This window comes from Kitasatospora sp. NPDC053057 (assembly GCF_044546945.1).
In the GTDB taxonomy this organism is placed as follows: domain Bacteria; phylum Actinomycetota; class Actinomycetes; order Streptomycetales; family Streptomycetaceae; genus Kitasatospora.
On sequence record NZ_JBITZP010000035.1, the window covers coordinates 63182 to 83989 of the forward strand.

General features: G+C 72.1%; 13 protein-coding genes. 10 read left to right on the plus strand and 3 right to left on the minus strand.

Annotated elements, in window-relative coordinates:
- The first annotated feature begins 16 nt into the window (after nucleotides 1-16).
- On the plus strand, nucleotides 17-1564 hold the full coding sequence (locus ACIG5E_RS29580; protein ID WP_396538476.1) for an AMP-binding protein: 1548 nt from the start codon (nucleotides 17-19) through the stop codon (nucleotides 1562-1564).
- Between the two features lie 28 nt (nucleotides 1565-1592).
- Here ACIG5E_RS29580 and ACIG5E_RS29585 read toward each other — a convergent pair whose 3' ends face one another.
- Both ACIG5E_RS29585 and ACIG5E_RS29590 read right to left on the minus strand, forming a co-directional pair.
- Nucleotides 1593-2066 (minus strand): hypothetical protein, encoded by a 474-nt coding sequence (locus tag ACIG5E_RS29585; protein WP_396538478.1) that lies wholly within the window; start codon nucleotides 2064-2066, stop codon nucleotides 1593-1595.
- A gap of 275 nt (nucleotides 2067-2341) precedes the next feature.
- Nucleotides 2342-2791 carry an FAD-dependent oxidoreductase gene (locus ACIG5E_RS29590; protein WP_396538480.1) on the minus strand — a complete coding sequence of 150 codons (450 nt, stop codon included), beginning with the start codon at nucleotides 2789-2791 and terminating at the stop codon, nucleotides 2342-2344.
- A gap of 152 nt (nucleotides 2792-2943) precedes the next feature.
- On the opposite strand from ACIG5E_RS29590, the gene ACIG5E_RS29595 reads away from it, so the two are divergent.
- From ACIG5E_RS29595 to ACIG5E_RS29630, 8 genes are all read left to right on the plus strand, one after another.
- Entirely contained in the window at nucleotides 2944-3273 is a 330-nt protein-coding gene (locus ACIG5E_RS29595) for a hypothetical protein (protein ID WP_396538482.1), read from the plus strand.
- A gap of 375 nt (nucleotides 3274-3648) precedes the next feature.
- Complete coding sequence (locus ACIG5E_RS29600; RefSeq protein ID WP_396538484.1) at nucleotides 3649-3873, plus strand: MbtH family protein; 225 nt, start codon at nucleotides 3649-3651, stop codon at nucleotides 3871-3873.
- A gap of 14 nt (nucleotides 3874-3887) precedes the next feature.
- The gene (locus ACIG5E_RS29605; protein ID WP_396538486.1) at nucleotides 3888-8876 is read left to right on the plus strand and encodes an amino acid adenylation domain-containing protein; all 4989 of its coding nucleotides are present in this window, start codon (nucleotides 3888-3890) and stop codon (nucleotides 8874-8876) included.
- A complete protein-coding gene (locus ACIG5E_RS29610; RefSeq protein ID WP_396538488.1) occupies nucleotides 8873-13252 on the plus strand; it encodes a MupA/Atu3671 family FMN-dependent luciferase-like monooxygenase in 4380 nt (1459 codons plus the stop codon). Before ACIG5E_RS29605 ends, ACIG5E_RS29610 begins: the two co-directional genes overlap by 4 nt.
- Before the next feature lie 73 nt (nucleotides 13253-13325).
- A complete protein-coding gene (locus tag ACIG5E_RS29615) occupies nucleotides 13326-15818 on the plus strand; it encodes a type I polyketide synthase (protein WP_396538490.1) in 2493 nt (830 codons plus the stop codon).
- Nucleotides 15819-15838: 20 nt separating this feature from the next.
- Nucleotides 15839-16654, plus strand: a complete 816-nt coding sequence (locus ACIG5E_RS29620) for a 3-hydroxyacyl-CoA dehydrogenase family protein (RefSeq protein ID WP_396538492.1) — start codon at nucleotides 15839-15841, stop codon at nucleotides 16652-16654.
- Nucleotides 16651-16947 carry an acyl carrier protein gene (locus ACIG5E_RS29625; RefSeq protein WP_396538494.1) on the plus strand — a complete coding sequence of 99 codons (297 nt, stop codon included), beginning with the start codon at nucleotides 16651-16653 and terminating at the stop codon, nucleotides 16945-16947. Before ACIG5E_RS29620 ends, ACIG5E_RS29625 begins: the two co-directional genes overlap by 4 nt.
- Nucleotides 16940-18076: an acyl-CoA dehydrogenase family protein gene (locus ACIG5E_RS29630; protein ID WP_396538496.1), complete on the plus strand. Its 1137-nt coding sequence runs from the start codon at nucleotides 16940-16942 to the stop codon at nucleotides 18074-18076. The genes ACIG5E_RS29625 and ACIG5E_RS29630 overlap by 8 nt, the downstream gene beginning before the upstream one ends.
- 13 nt (nucleotides 18077-18089) lie before the next feature.
- Here ACIG5E_RS29630 and ACIG5E_RS29635 read toward each other — a convergent pair whose 3' ends face one another.
- The gene (locus tag ACIG5E_RS29635) at nucleotides 18090-19343 is read right to left on the minus strand and encodes an RNA-guided endonuclease InsQ/TnpB family protein (RefSeq protein ID WP_396538498.1); all 1254 of its coding nucleotides are present in this window, start codon (nucleotides 19341-19343) and stop codon (nucleotides 18090-18092) included.
- Nucleotides 19344-19477: 134 nt separating this feature from the next.
- On the opposite strand from ACIG5E_RS29635, the gene ACIG5E_RS29640 reads away from it, so the two are divergent.
- Nucleotides 19478-20575: an HAD-IIIC family phosphatase gene (locus ACIG5E_RS29640; RefSeq protein WP_396538500.1), complete on the plus strand. Its 1098-nt coding sequence runs from the start codon at nucleotides 19478-19480 to the stop codon at nucleotides 20573-20575.
- The last annotated feature ends 233 nt before the right edge of the window (nucleotides 20576-20808 follow it).

Genomic DNA, 20808 nt, shown 5'->3' on the forward strand with positions numbered 1-20808 from the left:
GCGCAAGGAACCGCACATGCCACCCACCTCGCCCTTCCGGACCGAAGTCGTCGACATCCTCGACGAGTTGGGTGCCGACCCCGACCACCCGGCCCTGGTCCACCGCGGACGCACCACCACCGCCGGGGACCTGCGCGACCTCACCCACCGGCTGGCACGCGCCCTGCGCGCCCGCGGCGTCGACCGCCACCACACGGTCACGCTGCTGACCGGCAACCGGCCCGAGGCGATCGCCGCGCGCTACGCCGCCAACCTGGTCGGCTGCCGGACCAACCAGCTCTACACCAGGCTGCCGGCCGACACGCAGGCCGCCATGGTCCGGGACGTCGAAACGCACACGCTGATCGTCGACCCCGAACACGCCGTCCGCGCCACCGAGATCACCGGGCGCACGGACATCGCGGCCGTCCTCGTCCTCGGCCCCACCACGCAGGGCCCCACCACGCAGGCCACCGACCTGCTGGCCCTCGCCGCCGCCGAGAGCGCCGCCCCGTTCACCAGCCGGGCCCGGCCGGGCGACGTCCGCACCATCCGCCACTCCGGCGGCACCACCGGCCACTCCAAGGGCATCTGCATCAGCTACGGCCAGGTCCGCCGCTTCGGCCCCGAGCTGCCCACCGCCGACCCCGCGGGCCCGCCGCGCCTGCTGGTGTGCACCACCATCGCCCACGCCGCAGGCCAGATGACCGACAAGGTGCTGCGGGCCGGCGGCAGCGCGGTGCTCCTCGACGAGTTCGAACCGGCCGCCGTCCTGACCGCCATCGAACAGGAACGCATCACCGACGTGTTCCTGATGCCCCCGCTGCTCTACCAGCTGCTGGACCACCCGCAGTCCGGACACACCGACACCACCAGCCTGCGCCGCATCACCTACGGCGGCTGCCAGGCCTCACCGGCCCGTCTCACCGACGCGCTCCGCCGCTTCGGCCCGGTCCTCGTCCAGCTCTACGGACAGCACGAGGCGGGCATCGTCAGCGTCCTCGACACCGGCGACCACGACCCGGCCCGCCCGCACCTGCTCCACTCGGTCGGCCGGATCGCCGCCGGCTACCGGGTCGCCATCCGCGACGAACAGGGCCACGACCTGCCCGCCGGCCGGCACGGCGAGGTGTGCATCGCCTCGGACAGCCTGATGCAGGGCTACTGGAAGCAGCCCGAACTGACCGCAGCCACCCTCAAGGACGGCTGGCTGCACAGCGGCGACGTCGGCTACCAGGATGACGAGGGCTACCTCTACATCGTCGACCGGCTGAAGGACCTGATCAACACCGGCGCCGGCCACGTCTACACCTCCGAGGTGGAGGACCTGCTCAACTCCCACCCCCAGGTGCACCAGAGCGCGGTCTTCGGCGCCCCCGACGCCGACCGGACCGAACGGATCCACGCCGTCGTCGTCCCCGTCCCCGGCACCCGCCCCGACCCGCAGGAGCTGCGCACCTTGGTCCGCACCCGCCGCGGCCCGCTGCACGAGCCCGCCCACGTCACCTTCCTCACCGAACTGCCGCTCACCGACGCGGGAAAGCCCGACAAGAAGCTCCTGCGCAGCCGGGTTGCTGCCCGGTAGCGCGAAAACCGGATCCCGAAACGGATCGTCAAGCGAAGCGGGAGCTCCGGACCGGGCTGGCGGAGCGGATGCGGTCGCGCGGGCCCGCGGCGGGCCAGCCGACCGCGCGGGTGGCGAAGGCCGTGAGGGTCTCGTCCGCGTCGGGCGGGGTCCGGCCGTCGCCCTCCGGGGTGGCCGGGGCGGCGGCCAGGATCGCCTCGGCGAGTTCCTCGGCCGAGCGCTGGTCGGGCTCGGCCTCCTGCGGTTCGCCGTCCTCGCCGAACCGCAGCCCGGGCTCCCAAGGGGCGTTCACGATCTGCCCCAGCAGGGTGGAGACGTCGGCCGTCACGGCGGGCGGGTCGGTCCAGCAGGTGGCGTGCTCGAAGAGCAGCTGGCCCTCCACCCGCTCATGCAGCTGCGCCACCACGTCGGGATCGCACTCGTTCAGGTCGTACGCGACCACCAGCACACCCGGAGTACCCGGCTGGTACGGAGCCGCCGGCACGCCGAGCAGCTGCGCCACCGCCAGCCCGAGCGCCCGGCTGCCCCGGTCGGCCAGCAGCCCGACCTCGCTGGGGATGAGCGCGGCGCAGACGGGCAGCCTGCAGGCGGTCCGGGGCGCCGGCCGCCGGCGGAGGGCGGGCCGATGACGGCGGTGTCAGCGGCCAGCGGCTCTACCTCTGCACGCACGCGGGCTGAGAACCGCCCCGGGAGGCCGGCTTCACTGGCCTCCCGGGGCCCGGCGGCTGTTCGTCGGCGAGGCGCTCGGGGGCGTCGAGACAGGCGATCGCCGCGCCGTCAGCCCAGGTCGAGGGCGTTCGGCAGGCCCCGCCGGTAGCGGGCCTCGTCCTGCTGCTGGAGGGCGGCCAGTTCCGGCGGCCGGTACAGCGGCCACACCGTGCAGCGCGGGGCCGGTGAACCGTCGGCGTCGAGCAGGGCGTTGACCGCTCGGCGGGCGGATTCGTTGGCGCCCTCCATGGTGGCCAGGTCGATGTCGGTGGCGACGTAGTCGCCGGCCAGGAAGAGGTTGGGTACGGCAGTCGCCGCGGTCGGGCGGTTGTACAACGTGCCCGCCGGGTGGATGAGCAGCTGCTCGCGGTTGGCCGGGGCCGGGCCGCCGAGGCCGGTGACGGCCGGGTCGATGAACCAGGTGTACAGGTCCGCGTCGTCCAGGACGCGCCGGCCGCCGTGGTGAGCAGGTCGCGCCGGGTGTGTGCGGCTGCTGTGATCGTTCGCATGTCCCGTCAACGAGCCCGCGCGAGCGGGAGGCACGGGTCAGGGCCGCTGCGGGGGCCCTGCCGCAGCCTGTGCGGCGCTCGAACTCCACGCCGACGTCGATGGGCCGACGTCGATGGTTTCGGCCGCGCGTTCGCGGGGACGAGTGCCGGTGACTCCCGCTGGTGGTCACCGCGGTATCGGCCTCGCGTTCGTCGAGACGTGACCACGCCGAGGTCGAGGTCCGCGTGAAAGCCGTCGGGCAAGTCGGCCCGGGCCTGCGAACCTTGAAGTCCCGTCAGCTCGACGCGGCCCGGGTACTGGCCGCGACGATCGCCTCCGACCCCGACGCCGCCCGCGCCCGCCCACGCCCGCCGGCGCACCCTCCACCGAACCCGACGCCCCGCGGCGCGATCGAGGCCAACGGCCCCGGCGCGGCCGAAGGCGGCTTCGCCTCGGTCATCACCGACCCACTTCGCCGGCCAACGAACACCGCCTATCCACCTAATCCTTGAACTAACGGACTACCGGAGTAATTTCCATACTCTATTGCCGGGAACCGATGCGACCCATGCTGTTGGAGTGGAACGCATGGGGGGTGGTAGTTCTCCGACAGCCATGGGTCTCGGGGGGCCGCACGCGGCCGGTGCTTCTCGGGTCATCGGGTGTGGTCCGGTTGGCTTGATGGTGCCGAAGTGGCCGGCCGTTTCTGAGCCGTACTCGAAGGAGAACTCGCCCGCGAGGCTGCGAACGCACCTTTTCCTCGCGACGTCCCGCAGCGTTCGCCGTGCCCGTCATCCCCGCGTCCATGGCCGCGACGCCCGACATGACGGCCGCAGGGGCACGACCAGCAGCAGATCAACCCGTATCCCGCCGAACCGGAGGAACCCATGGACGGCGACACCCAGTCCTATGTGGTCGTGCTCAACGACGAGGAGCAGTACTCGATCTGGCCCGCCGGCCGCGACCTGCCGCTCGGCTGGCGCGGCGCCGGCGTGAGCGGTTCCAAGGCGGAATGCCTGGCCCACATCGGCGAGGTCTGGACGGACATGCGCCCGCTGAGTCTGCGCGGAGCCGTGGAGGACGCCGGTTTAGTCGCCCACTCTCAGCAGTGAAGGATACGTGCGCGATGGTGCTTGATGAATTCTACTCCCGGGTGGCCGAGGCACCGGATGCGGTCGCGGTGCAGGACGGTGACCTCAGGCTGACCTACCGGAGCCTTGCCGCGCACGCGTCCGCTCTGGCGACCAAGCTCACCGAGCGGGGGGTGGGCCAGGACGGCGTCGTGGCCGTCTACGCCAACCGGTCGGCGGAGTTGGTGGTCGCCGAGCTGGCCGTCCTGCTGGCGGGCGCGGCCTACCTGCCGCTGGACCCGGCCCACCCGGCCGCGCGGATCCGCCAGCTGCTGGAGCTCTCCGGCGCCGCCGCGGTCCTCAGCACCGAGCCGCTGGTGTCCGGTGGGGCACCGCTGGGCGACGACGTCCTGGTGGTCGATCTGACCGGGGAACCGTCCGACGCGGCCGTCCTGGCACCGCCCCGGCTGAACGGCGCCGCACTGGCGTACGTGATCTACACGTCGGGCTCCACCGGCCGGCCGAAGGGCGTCGCGGTGAGCCACGCGAGCCTGGCCAACCTGATGCACTGGCACCACAGGACCTACCGGACACGGCGGGAGGACCGGTCGACCCTGCTGGCCGGTCCCGGATTCGACGTGTCCGTCCAGGACGTCTGGTTCACCCTGACCGCCGGCGCCACGCTGGTGGTGCCGCCCGTCGAGGTGCGCACCTCGCCGCCCGCGCTCGCCGCCTGGCTGGCCGACGAGCAGATCACCGTGACCTTCCTGCCCACACCGCTGGCCGAGGCCATCCTCGACGAGACCTGGCCGGAGCACACGGTGCTCCGGTTCCTGCACACCGGCGGCTCGGCGATGCAGCGCGGTGTGCCGGACGGGCTGCCGTTCTCCGTGATCAACCTCTACGGGCCGACCGAAGGCACCGTGAAGGTGACGGCCGGCGAGGTGCTGCCGGGAGGGCCGGTGCCGCCGCCGATCGGGGTGCCCGTCGACGGCGTGCGCTGCTACGTGCTCGACGGGCTCGACCCGGTGCCCGACGGCGAAGCCGGCGAGCTGTGCCTGGCCGGCGCGTGCGTGGCGCGCGGATACCTGGACGACCCGGTGAGCACGGCGGCCGCGTTCGTGCCGGACATCGGCGCCCCCGGGCAGCGGATGTACCGGACCGGCGACAAGGTCCGCCGCCGGCCGGACGGGGTCTTCGAGTACATCGGCCGGTACGACGACCAGGCCAAGATCCGCGGGTTCCGGATCGAACCCGGCGAGGTGGCCACGGTGCTCAAGCAGCACCCCGGCGTCCGGGACGCCTTCGTGGCGGTCGAACACTCGGGTCGCCCGGACGCGCGCCTGGTCGGCTACGTGGTCACCGGCGTCCCGACGGCCGAGCTGATCGAGTTCGTCGCGGCCCGGCTGCCCGCCTACATGGTGCCGGCCGCGGTCGTCGTACTGCCCGCGCTGCCGCTGACCCCCAACGGCAAGGTCGACCGCGCCGCACTGCCCGCCCCCGACCGGACAGCGGCCGGCCTGGCCGACGTCGCCGCGCAGCCCCGCACCCCGACCGAGGCGGCGCTGGCGAGGATCGTGGCCGCGCTGCTCGGCGACGCGGAGGTCGGCGTGCACGACGACTTCTTCGCGCTGGGCGGGAACTCGCTGCTCGTCGCGGGGCTGGCGGGCCGCATCGCGGCGGAACTGCACACCGTGGTGACCGTGCCCGAGCTGTTCGACGCGCCCACCGTCGCCGGTCTCGCGGCGATCATCGACCAGCGCGCCGCCGTGACCGAGGGCAGCGGCCGTCAGGCCGTCGCCCCGGCGATCGCACCGATCGCTCCGCCGGTGCGCCGAGCCGACCGGAACCGGCCCATCCCGCTGTCCCTGCCGCAGGAACGGGTCTTCTTCTTCGAGCAGCTGTCGCCCGGCAACCTGGCCTACAACTTCCAGGCCACGGTGTCCCTGCAGGGCGAGGTGGACGTCGACGCCATGCGCGCGACGCTGGACGAGATCGTCCGCCGGCACGAGGTCCTGCGGACCGTCTTCGTCTCGGTCGAAGGAGTGGGCTACCAGCGTCCGCTGGCGCAGGCCAAGGCCTCCCTGAAGGTGCTCGACGTCCCCGCCGAGCAGGCCGACGAGGTGGTCGCCGCGGAACTGCGCGAGCCCTTCGACCTGACCAAGCCGCCGCTGGCCCGCTGGGTCCTGCTGCGGCACGGGAACGGGCAGAACACCTTCCTCCACGTGGAACACCACTTCGTCCACGACGGCTGGTCGCTCTCGGTGTTCCTGTCCGAGTTCCGCGCCATCTACCCGGCCTTCGCCGCCGGGCAGCCCTCGCCGCTGCCCGAACTGCCCGTCCAGTACGCGGACTACGCGATCTGGCAGCGCGACTGGATGCGGGGCGACGTGCTGCGCGCGCACGTCGACCACTGGACCGCCCGACTGGCCGGCGCCCCGCACATCCTGGAGCTGCCCGCCGACCGGCCGCGCCCGCCGGTGATGACCTTCCGCGGCCGGGCACCGCGCATCCTGATCCCGGCCGAACTGGCCCGGGAACTACGGGCCTTCAGCCGCGAGAACCGGGTGTCGCTGTTCTCCACCATGTACGCGGGCTTCGCGGCCCTGCTCTACCGCTACACCGGACAGCAGGACATGCTCGTCGGCACCGGCGCGGCGAACCGCAACATCCCCGAGCTGGAGCCGCTGCTCGGCATGCTCGTCAACACGCTGGTCCTGCGCACGAAGGTGTCGGCCGACCAGTCGTTCAGCGAGCTGCTGGCACAGGTGCGCCGCAGCGTCGCCGAGACGCTGGCCTGGTCCGACACCCCGGTGGACTCGGTGATCGACGCCATCGACCCGGTCCGTGACCCCTCACGCACCCCGCTGTTCCAGGTCATGTTCAGCTTCCACGACTCCGCGGTGCCCGACGTCGACTTCGGCGGCCTCACCGGCAGGGTCACCGAACGCTCCAACCGCACGGCCAAGGCCGACCTCAACGTGATCGTGATCCCGCGGGCCGAGCAGCGCCTCGGCCGGGAGGCCCGCCCCGAGGACGACGACCTCTACATGATCTGGGAGCACTCGTCCGACCTGTTCGACGAAGCCACCATGGAGCGGATGGTCACGCACTACCTGACCCTGCTCGCCGACGCGGTGGCCAAGCCGGGAACGCGCGTCGGGGCGCTGAGCCTGCTCCCGGAGGAGGAGGCGGACCAGCTCGACCGCTGGACCCGCGGGCCCGCCGCGGCCGACGCCCAGCCGGTGACCGAGCTGATCGCACGCCAGGCGAAGACGCGACCGGACGCCGTCGCGGTGCGCTGGCCGGAAGGACAGCTCAGCTACGCACAGCTGTGGCGACGCGCCGGCGCACTGGCCCACCGGCTCCGCGAGTCCGGCCTCACCGCCGAGGAACCGGTCGCGGTGTACGCCGACCGTTGCGTCGAGCTGGTGATCGGCGAACTCGCGGTGCTCCTGGCCGGCGGGTGCTACCTGCCCGTGGACCCGAGCTACCCGGCCGAGCGAACCGCCTACATCCTGCAGGACGCCGGCGTACGGAAGGTCCTCGTCACACCCCGCACGCGGCCGCAGCTGCCGACGTCCACGAAGAGCCTCCAGGTCTTCGACCTGGCCTGCGACACCACGCACGAGCCGGTCCACGCGGAGCAGGTCACCCCGGAGCGGCTGGCGTACCTCATCTACACGTCGGGATCGACCGGCCGGCCCAAGGGCGTGGCACTGGCCCACCGCGGGCTCGCCAACCTGGTCGCCTGGCACACGGACGAGTACGCGCTCGGCCCGGACGACCGGACCACGCTGTTCGCCAGCCCCGGGTTCGACGCGTCGACGTGGGAGATCTGGCCCACCCTCGCGGCCGGCGCCACCCTGAGCGTCGTCCCGCCGCACCTGCGGGCCGCGCCGGCCGAACTGGTGCGCTGGCTCGGCGAGGAGCGGATCACCGCGGCATTCCTGCCGACCCCCATCGCCGCGGCCGTACTGGCCGAACCGTGGCCGGCCGACACCGCGTTCCGTACGCTGCTCACCGGTGGCGACGTGCTGCCGGCCGCGCCCGCCGCCGGGCTGCCGTTCCGGCTGTTCAACCACTACGGACCGACCGAGAACACCGTGGTGGCCACGGCCGGCCCGGTACCGCCGGACCCGCAAGGAATGCGCCCGCCCATCGGCAGGCCGATCAGCGGGATCGACGCCCACGTGCTGGACGCCGAAGGACAGCCCGTGCCCACCGGTGTCCGCGGCGAGCTGTACCTCGGCGGCACGGCGGTGGCCCGCGGCTACGTGAACCGCCCGGCGCTCACCGCCGAGAGCTTCCCCGCCGACCCCTTCGCCGGCCAACCCGGCGCACGCCTCTACCGCACCGGCGACCTGGTCCGCTGGCGTCCCGACGGACAGCTGGAGTTCCTCGGCCGCGCGGACGAGCAGGTGAAGATCCGGGGCTTCCGGATCGAGCCCGGAGAGATCGCGGCGACGCTCAGGGAGCACCCGGACGTGCGGGACGCCGTGGTCGTCGCCCGCGCCTTCGCGCCGGGGGCCGAGGCCTCGCTCGTGGCGTACGCCTGCGCCGACGGCCAGAACGAATCCCTCGCCGAGGAGAAGCTGCTGGCGTTCCTGCGGGACCGGCTGCCCGTGTACATGGTGCCCGACAAGGTCGTGGTGCTCGCCACCCTGCCGCTCACCGAACACGGCAAGGTGGACCACGACGCGCTGGTCGCCCTGACGCCGAGCACCCCGGCCGAACCCGAGGCGCAGCAGGCACCGCGCACACCCACGGAGGAACGCGTCGCGCAGCTCGCGTCGGCGCTGCTCCAGGACCAGCCGATGGGGCGTACCGACGACTTCTTCCGCGCCGGCGGCCACTCCCTCCTGGCGGCCCGCCTGGTGGCCCAGGTCAACGAGGCCTTCGGCGTCGAGGTGCCGATCGCGACGTTCCTCCAGCGGCCCACGGTGGCCGCCCTGGCGGACGCCGTGACCGGCGCGGCCCAAGCACCGAAGCCGGCCCCGATCAGGCCGCGCACCCGCCGCACCGGAACCGAGGTGCAGCAGTGAGCGCGGCCACCGAACCCGCAACCCGGGAAGAGGACAACTCGGCACCGCTGTCGTACGCGCAACAGCGACTGTGGTTCCTCGACCAGCTGCAGCCGGGCAGCTCGGTCTACAACGTCCCGCTCGGCTACGACATCACCGGCCCGTTGCACCACACCGCGCTCGAACAGGCGCTGACCGAAGTCGTACGGCGCCACGAGATCCTGCGCACCGCCTTCCGCTCGACCGCAGGGACACCGCACCAGGTGGTCCTGCCGCCCGCCCCCGTGTCCATCCCCGTCGTCGACCTGACCGCACCCGGCCGGTCGGCGGACGAGGTGGCACGGCTCGCGGACGAGGAAGCCGGCGCCCCGTTCGACCTGGTGGCCGGCCGGGTCATCCGGGCCCGCCTGCTGCGCCTGGGCGAGCAGCGGCACCGCCTGCTGCTCACCGTGCACCACCTCGCCTGTGACGCCCCGTCGGTCGGCACGCTCGGCAAGGAGCTCGAAGTCCAGTACCTGGCCGCCCTGAACGGCCGGGAACGGCGCGAGCCCGACCTGCCCATGCAGTACGCCGACTTCGCCGACTGGCAGCAGAGCACGCTGGCCGGGCCCGAACTCGACCGGCTGCTGGCGTACTGGACGGACAGGCTGGCCGGCATGCCCGCCCAGCAGTTGCCCACCGACCACGCCCGCCCGCCGGTGCAGAGCTACCGCGGCGCCGCGCTCACCTTCGAGCTGCCGTCGGCATCGGTCCAGCGGCTCGAGGAGCTGGGCCGGGCGGAGGGCGTCACGCTCTACAGCGTCCTGCTCGCCGCTTTCGCGGTGCTGCTACGGGCGCACGTCGGCCAGGACGAAGTCGTGGTCGGCACCCCGGTCTCCGGGCGGGAACGGCCCGAACTGGCCCGTCTCATCGGGTTCTTCACCAACACCCTGGTGCTGCGCTGCGACCTCGGCTCCGGCCCGACGTTCCGTGAGCTGATCCAGCGGCTGTGGGAGGAGGTCAAGGGAGCGCTGGCCCACCAGGACCTGCCGTTCGAGAAGCTCGTCGAAGAGCTGCACCCCGACCGCGACCTCGCCCAGAACCCGCTGTTCCAGGTGCTGTTCAGCTACCGCTACGAAGAGGAGGGAGCGGGGCTGCGCCTGGACGGCTGCCAGGTGCAGCAGGTGCTGGGCGACACCGGTGCGGCGCGCTTCGACCTCACGCTGAGCCTGACGCGGACCCCGGCCGGGGTGACCGGCCGGCTGGAGTACAGCACGGACCTGTTCGAGGCCACGACCGCCGAGCGGATCGCCGAGCGGTACGTCAAGGTCGTGACCGCCGCCGCGCACGCCCCGGACCGGCCCGTCGACGAGCTGGCGGTGCTGCCCGAGGGCGAGCTCGCCACCCTGGCCGACTGGCAGGCCGGCACCCGGGCCGCCATCCCCGACGCCGCCCTGGTGCACCAGCTGCTCGCGCGGCGGGTGGCCGCGACGCCCGACGCGGTCGCCGTGGTCGCCGCCGACGCCACCTTGACCTATCGCGAACTCGACCGGCTCGCCGACCGGTTCGCCGCCCAGCTGCGCCGGCTCGGCGTGGCGCCGGACGAGCCGGTCGGCGTCCACCTGCGCCGCACGTCCCTGCTGATGGTCACCCTGCTGGGGATCCTCAAGGCGGGTGCGGCGTACCTCCCGCTGGACCCCGGCTACCCGCGCGACCGGCTGGCCTTCATGGTCGGCGACGCAGGCGTTCGGCTGATCGTGGCGGACGCCGGGTCCGCCGCGGCCGCCGGGCGGCTCGGCGCCGCCCAGGTCGTGGTCCCCGACCTCACCGGGGCAGGCCCGACCGACGATTCCCCCTCGGCCGTCACTCCCGACAACCTGGCGTACGTGATCTACACGTCCGGGTCCACCGGACAGCCGAAGGGTGTCATGGTCACCCACCGCAACGTGGCCAACCTCTTCGCCGGGATGGACGACGTCTTCGGTGCCGACGAGCCCAGCACCTGGCTCGCGGTCACGAGCGTCTCCTTCGACATCTCCGTGGTCGAGCTGCTGTGGGCGCTGAAGCACGGCCACCGGATCGTGCTGCGCGGTGAACCGCCCCTGTCGTCGGCCTCGGCCGCCGCGGAGTCGGTCGCGGTGGCCGAGGCCCGGGCCCGCGACATCGACTTCAGCCTGCTCTACTTCGGCAGCGACTCCGAAGCCAGCTCCGACGACCGCTACCGGCTGCTGCTCGACGGCGCGAAGTTCGCCGACCGCAACGGCTTCACGGCCGTGTGGACTCCCGAGCGCCACTTCCACCGGTTCGGCGGGCTGTACCCGAACCCCTCGGTGATGGCGGCGGCCGTCGCCGCGATCACCGAGCGGGTCCAGGTGCGCGCGGGCAGCGTGGTGATGCCCCTGCACGACCCGTTGCGGGTGGCCGAGGAATGGTCCGCCGTGGACAACATCTCGGCCGGCCGGGTCGGCATCTCCCTCGCCTCCGGTTGGCACGCCAACGACTTCGCGCTCGCACCGGAGCGGTACGACAAGCGCAAGCAGCTGATGATGGACGGCCTCGCGGAGGTCCGGAAGCTGTGGCGCGGCGAGAAGGTGCCGCGGCACAACGGTGTCGGCGCCGAGATCGAGGTCGGGGTGTTCCCCCGGCCCGTCCAGCCGGAGCTGCCGGTGTGGCTGACCAGCGCCAAGCATCCGGAAACCTTCCGGATGGCCGGCGAGGCCGGCACCGGGGTGCTCACCCACCTCCTCGGGCACAGCCTGGAGGAGCTGGCCGAGAAGATCGCGCTGTACCGCAGGACCTGGCGCGAGCACGGGCACCCCGGGGACGGCCATGTGGCGGTCATGGTCCACACCTTCGTCGGCCCGGACCTCGACGAGGTCAGGGAGCTCGTCCGGGAGCCGATGAGCCGGTACCTGGAAACCTCCTTCGACCTGATCGCCTCGCTCGGCGCCACCACCGGAAGCGCCGCGGACTTCAAGGCGCTGCCGCCCGAGGAACTGCGGGAGCTCGTCGACCGGGCCTTCGAACGGTTCTTCGCCACCGCCAGCCTGCTCGGCACCCCGCAGGTCTGCGCCGACATGGTGGACCGGATGAAGGCCGCCGGCGTCGACGAGGTCGCCTGCCTGATCGACTTCGGCGTCGACGAGAAGGCGGCGCTCGACGCCCTGACCCACCTGACGGCCGTCCGGGAGATCAGCGACGAGCGCAGGCAAGCCGCCCTGGCCAAGGCCGAGGAGCCGATCGCCGACCAGATGCGCGAGCACGCCGTGACGCACCTGCAGTGCACGCCGTCACTGGCCCGCGCCCTGCTGGCGGACCAGGACACGCGTGCCGAACTGCCCCGGCTCAGCCGGCTGCTGGTGGGCGGCGAGGCGCTCCCCGCCGACCTGGCCCGCGAACTCGCCGACGCCGTCGCCGGCACGGTGCACAACATGTACGGGCCGACCGAGGCCGCGGTCTGGGCGACGACGTCCCAGGTCCCGCCCGGCGGCGGCCCGGTGTCCATCGGGCGGCCGCTGGCGAACGTACGGGCCTACGTGGTCGACCGCGACATGCGGCAGTGCCCCACGGGCGTACCCGGAGAGCTGCTGCTCGGCGGAAGCGGCGTGGTCCGCGGCTACCTCAACCGCAGCGAGGTGACCGCCGAACGCTTCCAGCCCGATCCCTTCGCCGGCCGGCCGGGCGCACGGGTCTACCGAACGGGCGACCTGGCCCGCTGGGCGCCCGGCGGCGAACTGGAGTTCCTCGGCCGGCTCGACGACCAGGTGAAGCTGCACGGCCACCGGATCGAACTCGGCGAGATCGAGACGGCGCTCGCCGCACACGCGGGGGTCCGCTCCGCGGTCGCCGTCATCCGGGGCACCGGCGCGGAACAACGGATCATCGGCTACTACGTTCCCGCCGACGGCCGGTCGACGGCCGGCACCGAACTGCGTGCCTTCCTCGCCACGCGGCTGCCCGGCTACATGGTGCCCAGCGCCTACCACCCCGTCGACGCGGTGCCGTTGACCCCGAACGGAAAGGTCGACCGCAGGGCGCTGCCCGACCTGTCGGACACGCGACCCGAGAACACGGCGACGTACGCCCCGCCGACGAACGAGACCGAACGGCTGGTCACCGACGTGTGGCGCGAGGTACTCGGCGTGGAACGGGTGGGCCTGGACGACAGCTTCTTCGACCTCGGCGGGAACTCGCTGCTCGTGGTGGTGGCCAGGGCCCGGCTGCTCGAACACCGGGACAGCGGGCTCTCGTTGGTGGACATGTTCCGGTACCCGTCCGCACGGGCACTCGCCGAGGCCATCGACCGCAAACCGACCGAAGGACCCGACGAGGCGGTCGGCGCGGCCGCCGCACGAGGAGCCGCCCGCCGCGTCGCCGGACAGGCCGCCGCGCGGCGTGCCGGCAGGACGGGGGCGTGAGAGTGCCAACGAACAATTCGACACGGCATCGAGCCGTTGGGGGCCTTGGGTGAGTACCGAGACGGAAGACGGAATGGAGCCGATCGCGGTCGTCGGGATCGCCGGACGACTGCCGGGAGCCGCCACCATCGAGCAGTTCTGGCGCAACCAGCGCGACGGCGTCGAGTCGGTCACCAGGTTCAGCCCCCAACAGCTGGCCGACGCCGGCTGGCCGGCGGACATGGTGGCCCACCCCGACTACGTACCCGCCGCCGCGGTCATCGAGGACGCCGACCACTTCGACGCGGAGTTCTTCGGATACAGCCGGGAACAGGCCGAGATCAGCGACCCGCAGCAGCGGATCTTCGCCGAGACCGTCTGGCACGCGCTGGAGGACACCGGCCACGACCCGGCGCGCTTCGACGGCGCCGTGGGCGTCTACGCCGGCCAGTTCGCCAACAAGTACCTGCCACTGAACCTCCTCGCGAACGCCCGCTTCCGCGGATCCCTGTCGGCCTTCTCCGCACGCCCCTACAACGACAAGGACTTCCTCGCGACCAGGGCGGCCTACCTGTGCGACCTCCGCGGCCCCGCGATGACCGTGCAGTCGGCATGCTCCACGTCACTCGTCGCCATCCACCTCGCCTGCCAGGCGCTGCTCGGGCACGAGTGCGACATGGCACTGGCGGGAGGAGTGGCACTGCCCGTCCCGCTGATCGGCGGCTACCCGGTCGTCGCGGGCGGCATCTTCGCACGTGACGGCCACTGCCGGCCCTTCGACGCCGCCTCCAGCGGAACCGTTCCCGGCTACGGCGTCACCGTCGTGGCCCTGCGCAGGCTGAGCGACGCACTCGCGGACAACGACAACATCCGCGCCCTGATCCTCGGCAGCGCGCTCAACAACGACGGCTCGGCCAAGTTCGGCTTCAACGCACCGAGCATGCAGGCACAGGCCGAGGTCATCGCCACCGCGCACGCGGTCGCCGGCGTGCCGTCGGAGACCATCGGCTACATCGAGGCCCACGGCACCGGCACCCCGCTCGGCGACCCGATCGAACTCGCCGGACTCACCAAGGCCTTCAACACCAAAGAGCGCGGCTACTGCGCGATCGGCTCGACCAAGGCCAACATCGGCCACCTGGACGCCGCCGCAGGAGCCGCGGGCCTCGCCAGGGCCGTACTCGCGCTCGAACACGGCGAGATCCCGCCGAGCATCAACTACGACGCACCCAACCCCGCACTGCTGCTGGACCGCACACCGTTCTACGTCCCCACCACCGCCCGCCCCTGGCCCCGCGGCGCGACACCGCGACGCGCCGGCGTCAGCGCCTTCGCCGTCGGCGGCACCAACGCCCACGTGGTGCTCCAAGAGGCACCGGCACCGGCACCGCGAGCCGCCGAGCCGCACACACGCGACCGGCAACTGCTCGTCCTGTCCGCCCGCACCGGCAAGGCCCTGGCGGACGCGGCCACCAACCTCGCCGACCGCCTGGAGCGCCAGGACGACCTCGACCTCGCCGACGTCGCCCACACCCTGCAGGTCGGCCGGCGCGCCTTCCCGCACCGCCGGCACCTGGTGTGCCGCGACCGGACCGAGGCGATCGCCGCCCTCCGGGCCCTGGCACAGCCCGGCGCCGTGGACACCACCGGCGACGTGACCGCCCGCCAGGTGGTCTTCATGTTCCCCGGCAGCACCACCCACCGGCCGGACGCCGCCGCGATCCACCGCAGCGAACCGGCCTTCGCCCAAGAGATCGACCGCTGCGCCGAACTGGCACGGCCACTGCTCGGGTACGACCCGCGCGCTCTGCTCTTCCCGTCCACCTGGGACGGCCCGCAGCCGAGCCACCACGACCCGCGCGGCACGGCGGCCGCGGCCTTCATCCTGCAGTGGTCCCTCGCCCAGCTGTGGCAGTCCTGGGGGGTGCGCCCCGCCGCGATGATCGGCGAGGGCGACGGCGAGTACGTGGCGGCCTGCCTGGCCGGCGTGATCGACCTGGCGGACGCCCTCGACGTCACGATCGCCGGCGCCGACATCCGCGCCCGCGCCGGGGCACACGGAGTGCTCGACACGCACGCGGCCGAATTCGCCGCCAAGGTGGCGCGCCACGCGCTCAAGCCGCCGCAGGTGCCCTACATCTGCGCGGCGACCGGAACCTGGACCGGCCCCGAGGACGCCGTCGAGCCGGCCCACTGGGCCCGCCGCCTGCGCGAGCCGTCCCGGCTCGCCGAGGGCCTGCGGGAACTGGCCGGCGAGCCCGGCCGGATCCTCCTGGAGATGGGACCGGGCAGCACACCGACCGACACCGTCGCACGACAGGACACGGCGAAGCAGCCGGTGGCGCTGCCATCGCTGCCACCCGCGGACGGGAACCGATCCGACCACGCCGCCCTGCTCGACGCCGTCGGCACCCTGTGGCGGTCCACCGTGGACATCGACTGGGAAGCCTTCCGCGGCACGTCGCGACCGCGGCGAGTGTCCCTGCCGGGCTACCCGTTCCAGCGGAGCCGGTACTGGATCGGCCCCGACTCCGGCAGCTATGAACCACTGGGTTTGGAGGAGGCCTCATGGACGAGCCGCTCATAGCCATCGTAGGAGCAGGTGTCATGGGCACCGGGATCTCGACGCTCGTCGTCGGAGCCGGACTGCCCGTCGTACTGGTGGACGTCGACCAGGGCGTGCTGGAGCGCGCCACCGCGGCGATCGCCACCGGCCTGCGACACGCACAGCTGACAGGCGCGCTGCCGGCCGGGCACACCCCGGGCGAACTGCGCACCACACTCTCGCTGAACGACGCCGCGGACGCGGACGTGGTCATCGAGGCGGTCACCGAACTGCCCGAGAAGAAGGCGGAAGTACTCGCCGACGTATCGGCACTGGTCCGGCCCGGAACCCCCCTGATCTCCAACACCTCCGGCATACCCATCGACGAGATGGCAGCGTGGGTCAAGAGCCCCGACGACCTCATCGGAACACACTTCATGAACCCCGCGTACCTGATCTCGATGGTCGAGGTGATCCGCGGCCCGCAGACCGCCGACAAGACCGTCGAGGCGGTGCTCTCGCTGCTGACCCGGATCGGCCGGCACGCGGTGGTGGTCCACGACGCGCCCGGCTTCGTGACCAGCCGGCTCCTGCACCCGATGATCAACGACGCCGCACAGGTGGTCCGGGCCGGCACCGCCACCGTCGAGGACGTGGACACCCTGATGCAGGGCTGCCTCGGCCACCCGACGGGCCCGCTGCGCACCGCGGACCTGATCGGCATCGACAACCTCGTCGACGCTCTGGAGGCGCTGTACGCCCGGACCGGAGACGAGCGGTGCCGTCCCAGTGAGCTCCTCCTCGAAAAGGTCAGGCGAGGCGAACTCGGCCGAAAGAGCGGCCGTGGCTTCTACAACTACAGTGAGGCACAGTCATGACCCCGGAACAGCACACCGAAAAGGCGCCCTTCGACATGGACGCCGTCATCGACGAGATCACCAGGTTCGTGGCCGAGCAGACCAGGACCACCCCCGAGGTGGACCAGGATCTCTTCTCCACCGGGGTCGCCAACTCCATGTTCGCCATGCAGCTGGTCGTGTTCCTGGAGCAGGCCTACTCCGTGACGGTCGCCGGACCGGACCTGCAACTGTCCAACTTCTGCACGGTCAAGAGCATGGCCACGCTCGTCGGCCGACTCCAGGCAGAGTCTGCCGCAGACAGCGATGTCTGACGGGCTCTTCCCGGAGCACGAGGGCACCTGGCGTTTCGTGAGGGACAACGCCGGCGGATGGGACATCGCCGGCGAGATCCCACGAACCGTCCTGAGCGAACTCGGTGCGGCCGGCGTGCTCTGCGCCGAAGTGCGGAAGGAACACGGCGGACTCGGCCTGGGCAGCCAGGAGAGCGGGAAGCTCACCGCTCATGTCGGAAGCCTGTGCAGTTCGCTGCGCAGCGTGATGACCTCACAGGGCATGGCGGCGTGGACGATACAACGCCTCGGCACCCGCGAGCAGCGGACCGCATTCCTGCCGCAGCTGACCAGCGGCCGGCTCGCGGCCGTCGCCTTCAGCGAGCCGGACGCCGGCAGCGACCTCGGCGCGATGACCACCGAACTGCGCCTCGACGGTGACACGGTGACCGTGGACGGCGGCAAGACGTGGATCACCGCGGCGGCCTATGCCGACCTGATCGTGGTCATCGGCAAGGTGGGCGACAGCGCGGCGGCGGTCGTCGTGCCGACGGACGCCGAAGGGGTCCGGATCGAGAAGGTCCCGCACCCGATGGGCTGCCGGGCGGCAGGCCACGCGCAGGTGCGGCTGGACGGCGTACGCCTGCCGGCCGCGAACGTCCTGGGCGGCGCCGGGCTGTCGCTGCCGTTCCTGGTGACGACGGCCCTGGCCTACGGCCGGATGTCGGTGGCGTGGGGCTGCGTCGGCATCCTGCGCGGCTGTCTCGGCGCGGTGACCGAACACGCCAGATCGCGGCGGCAGTTCGGCAAACCGATCGCGGAGCACCAGCTGGTCGCCCGCAGGATCGCCGAGCTCTACGTCGCGGAGCGGGCCGCCACCGCGGTGTGCCGGCAGGCTAGCGAGAGCTGGGAGTCCGGTTCGCCGGACCAGGTGATCGCCACCGTGCTCGCCAAGCACGTCGGCGCGACCGAGGCCGTGCGCGGGGCGGCGTCGGCCCTGCAGATCATGGCCTCGGCCGGCGCGTCGGACGGCCACGTGGTCGCCCGCGCCTACCGGGACGCGAAGTTGATGGAGATCATCGAGGGCAGCAGCGAGATCTGCCAGCTCGAACTCGCCAGACACGCCCTGGCGACCGGTCACGGCACCGTGTGGCAGGAGGAGGCGCATTGACATCCTCCCCCGGCTATAGCCGGGGGATTCCTCCCGCGTCTGCGGCACGGACATCCGTGGGGCGCAGGTCGCCGAGGTGGGTTCCCCGTTCAACGGGCCGTGCCTGGCGTGGGATTGCCACGCCAGGTCTGACCGGCCCTCCAGGGGCGTTTAGCCTGTCCGCCTGCCCGGCGGCCAGGATGTTGCGAGCAGCGTTGAGGTCACGGTCATGGAGCACACCGCATGCGCCACAGGCCCATTCGCGCACTGCGAGGGGTTTGGATCCGTCGCGGTGTCCGCAGTCCGAGCAGAGTTGGGAGGACGGGAACGCGCGGTGGACGACGTGGACGGTGCGCCCGTAGCGGGCTGCTTTTTCTTCGAGCAGTCGCCGGAAGGTGGCCCATCCGGCGTCGTGGACGGACTTGGCCAGGCGGCCTCGGGCGAGGCCGCGCACGTTCAGATCCTCCAGGTAGACGACTTGGTTCTCGCCGAGAAGCCTGGTGGTCTGCTTGTGCAGCCAGTCCATGCGGGTGTCGGCCACCTTGGCGTGCGCCTTGGCGACCTTGCGCCGGGCCTTGGCCCGGTTCCTGCTGCCCTTGGCCTTGCGGGACAGCTCCCGCTGCGCGGCCTTGAGCTTCTTCTCCGCCGTGCGGAGGAAGCGCGGATTGTCGATCACTTCGCCGGTCGACAGGACGGCGTAGGTGGTCAGGCCGAGGTCGATGCCGATCTCGGCCGGTACCTCGGGCAGGTGCTCGGGCTCTACGTCCACCACGAAGGAGGCGTGGTATCGGCCTGCGGGGTCGAGCACGATCGTCACGGACGACGGGTCCGCGGGAAGAGCGCGGGACCACTTCACCCGCACATCACCGATCTTCGCCAGGTTCAGTTTCCTGTTTCCCTGGATCCGGAATCCGTTGCGGGTGAACCGCAGCGACTGCCGGTTGTCCTTGCGGGACTTGAACCGGGGAAGCCCCACCGGCCGTCCGGCCCGCTTGCCTGAGACGGAGTCGAAGAAGTTCCGGTAGGCGGTGTCCAGGTCCCGAAGGGACTGGATCAGCGGGTCCACACCGACCGAAGCAAGCCATGCCCGCTCAGCCGTCTTCTTCGCCGCCGTGATCACCAGCTTCTGCAGATCCGTGCCCCTGGGGTACGCAAGCCCGTTCCTCCGGGCTTCCTTCCGTACCGCGAGAGCGTCGTTGTACACCACCCGCGCACACCCGAATGTCCGGGCGAGCGCAGCACGCTGACTTACCGTCGGGTAGATGCGATAGGAGTACCGAAGGTGCACGAGATCAACCTACCGAAGGCCACTGACAAAGGCTCCCGCCAGAACCTCCGAAGATCGCTCCGCCGCTTCGCGGCTCCGGTCCAAGGACCCATTCGTCCCCGGCCTGAAGGCCGGGGCATCCTGGGAGGTCAAAGGTGAGCGGACCATTGCCGCCGAGCGAACCGGTCACCACCGTCAAATGCGTCGTCTGGGACCTGGACAACACGCTGTGGAAGGGCACCCTGCTCGAAGGCGACGACGTCGTCATCGACGACCGGGTCCACGAGACCGTCGTGGGTCTCGACTCCCGCGGCATCCTCCAGGCCGTCGCCAGCAAGAACGACCACGGCCCCGCCTGGCAGCGCCTGGAGGAACTCGGCGTCGCCGAGTACTTCGTGGCGGCCAGGATCGGATGGGGCCCGAAGTCGGCGTCGGTGCGCGAGATCGCCGACGAGCTGAAGTTCGCCCACCACACGATCGCCTTCGTCGACGACCAGCCCGCCGAACGCGCGGAGGTGGAGTTCCACCTGCCGCAGGTGCGCTGCTACCCGGCCGAGTCGGCGACGGAACTGCTGACGCTGCCCGAGTTCACCCCGGCGACGGTGACGGTCGACTCCCGCCGCCGCCGCCAGATGTACCAGGCGAACGTGCGGCGCCAGGCCGAGCAGGAGTCCTACGACGGGCCGTCGGAGGAGTTCCTGCGCTCGCTGGACCTCGTGATGGAGATCGGTCGCGCCACCGCCGGGGACCTGTCCCGGATGGAGGAGCTGACCCTGCGCACGAGCCAGATGAACGCGACCGGTGTCCACTACTCCGACGCCGACCTGCGCGCGCTCCTGGACGACGAACGCCACGAGGTCCTCGCGGTGACGATGAGCGACCGCTTCGGGTCGCACGGCGCGGTCGGTGTCGCGCTCGTGCGGACCGGTCCGGCGGTGTGGCACCTGAAGCTCCTGGCCACCTCGTGCCGGGTCGTCTCGTTCGGTGCCGGTGCCACCGTGCTCAACTGGCTGATCGACGAGGCGGCGACGGCCGGAGCCCATCTGGTCGCGGACTTCCGGCCGACCTCACGCAACCGGATCATGGAAGTCGCCTACCGGTTCGCCGGGTTCACCGACGAGCGCTGTGGGTGCCTCGCGGAACTGCCGCCCCCGGACGGCGGGGGGACGCAACGACTGCACCTCACACCGGTACCGAGGCCGGCACCCGACACGCTGCGCCTGAACGCGGTCCGACTGGCCACCGCCCGGTAGCGCAGTAGGCCGAAACGCTCGCCGCCCCCGTTCGTTCGCGGGGGCGGCGAGCGTTTTCGTCGTGTCAGGCGCTGTGCGGGTGCCGCGGAAACGCGTCGGACGGCGGGGGGGGGGGGGGGCGGCCCCCCCCCCCCCCGCCCGGCCCCCCCCCCCGCGGGGGAGGGGGTAAATTGGGGGGCCCGGGGGGATCCGCGGGGGCCGCGGGGGAACCCGAAGGACCCCCCCCGCAGGAG

Coding starts and splice junctions, on each gene's coding strand:
- ACIG5E_RS29580 (WP_396538476.1), top strand. CDS start 17: ATGCCACCCACCTCGCCCTTCCGGACCGAAGTCGTCGACATCCTCGAC.
- ACIG5E_RS29600 (WP_396538484.1), top strand. CDS start 3,649: ATGGACGGCGACACCCAGTCCTATGTGGTCGTGCTCAACGACGAGGAG.
- ACIG5E_RS29605 (WP_396538486.1), top strand. CDS start 3,888: ATGGTGCTTGATGAATTCTACTCCCGGGTGGCCGAGGCACCGGATGCG.
- ACIG5E_RS29615 (WP_396538490.1), top strand. CDS start 13,326: ATGGAGCCGATCGCGGTCGTCGGGATCGCCGGACGACTGCCGGGAGCC.
- ACIG5E_RS29620 (WP_396538492.1), top strand. CDS start 15,839: ATGGGCACCGGGATCTCGACGCTCGTCGTCGGAGCCGGACTGCCCGTC.
- ACIG5E_RS29625 (WP_396538494.1), top strand. CDS start 16,651: ATGACCCCGGAACAGCACACCGAAAAGGCGCCCTTCGACATGGACGCC.
- ACIG5E_RS29630 (WP_396538496.1), top strand. CDS start 16,940: ATGTCTGACGGGCTCTTCCCGGAGCACGAGGGCACCTGGCGTTTCGTG.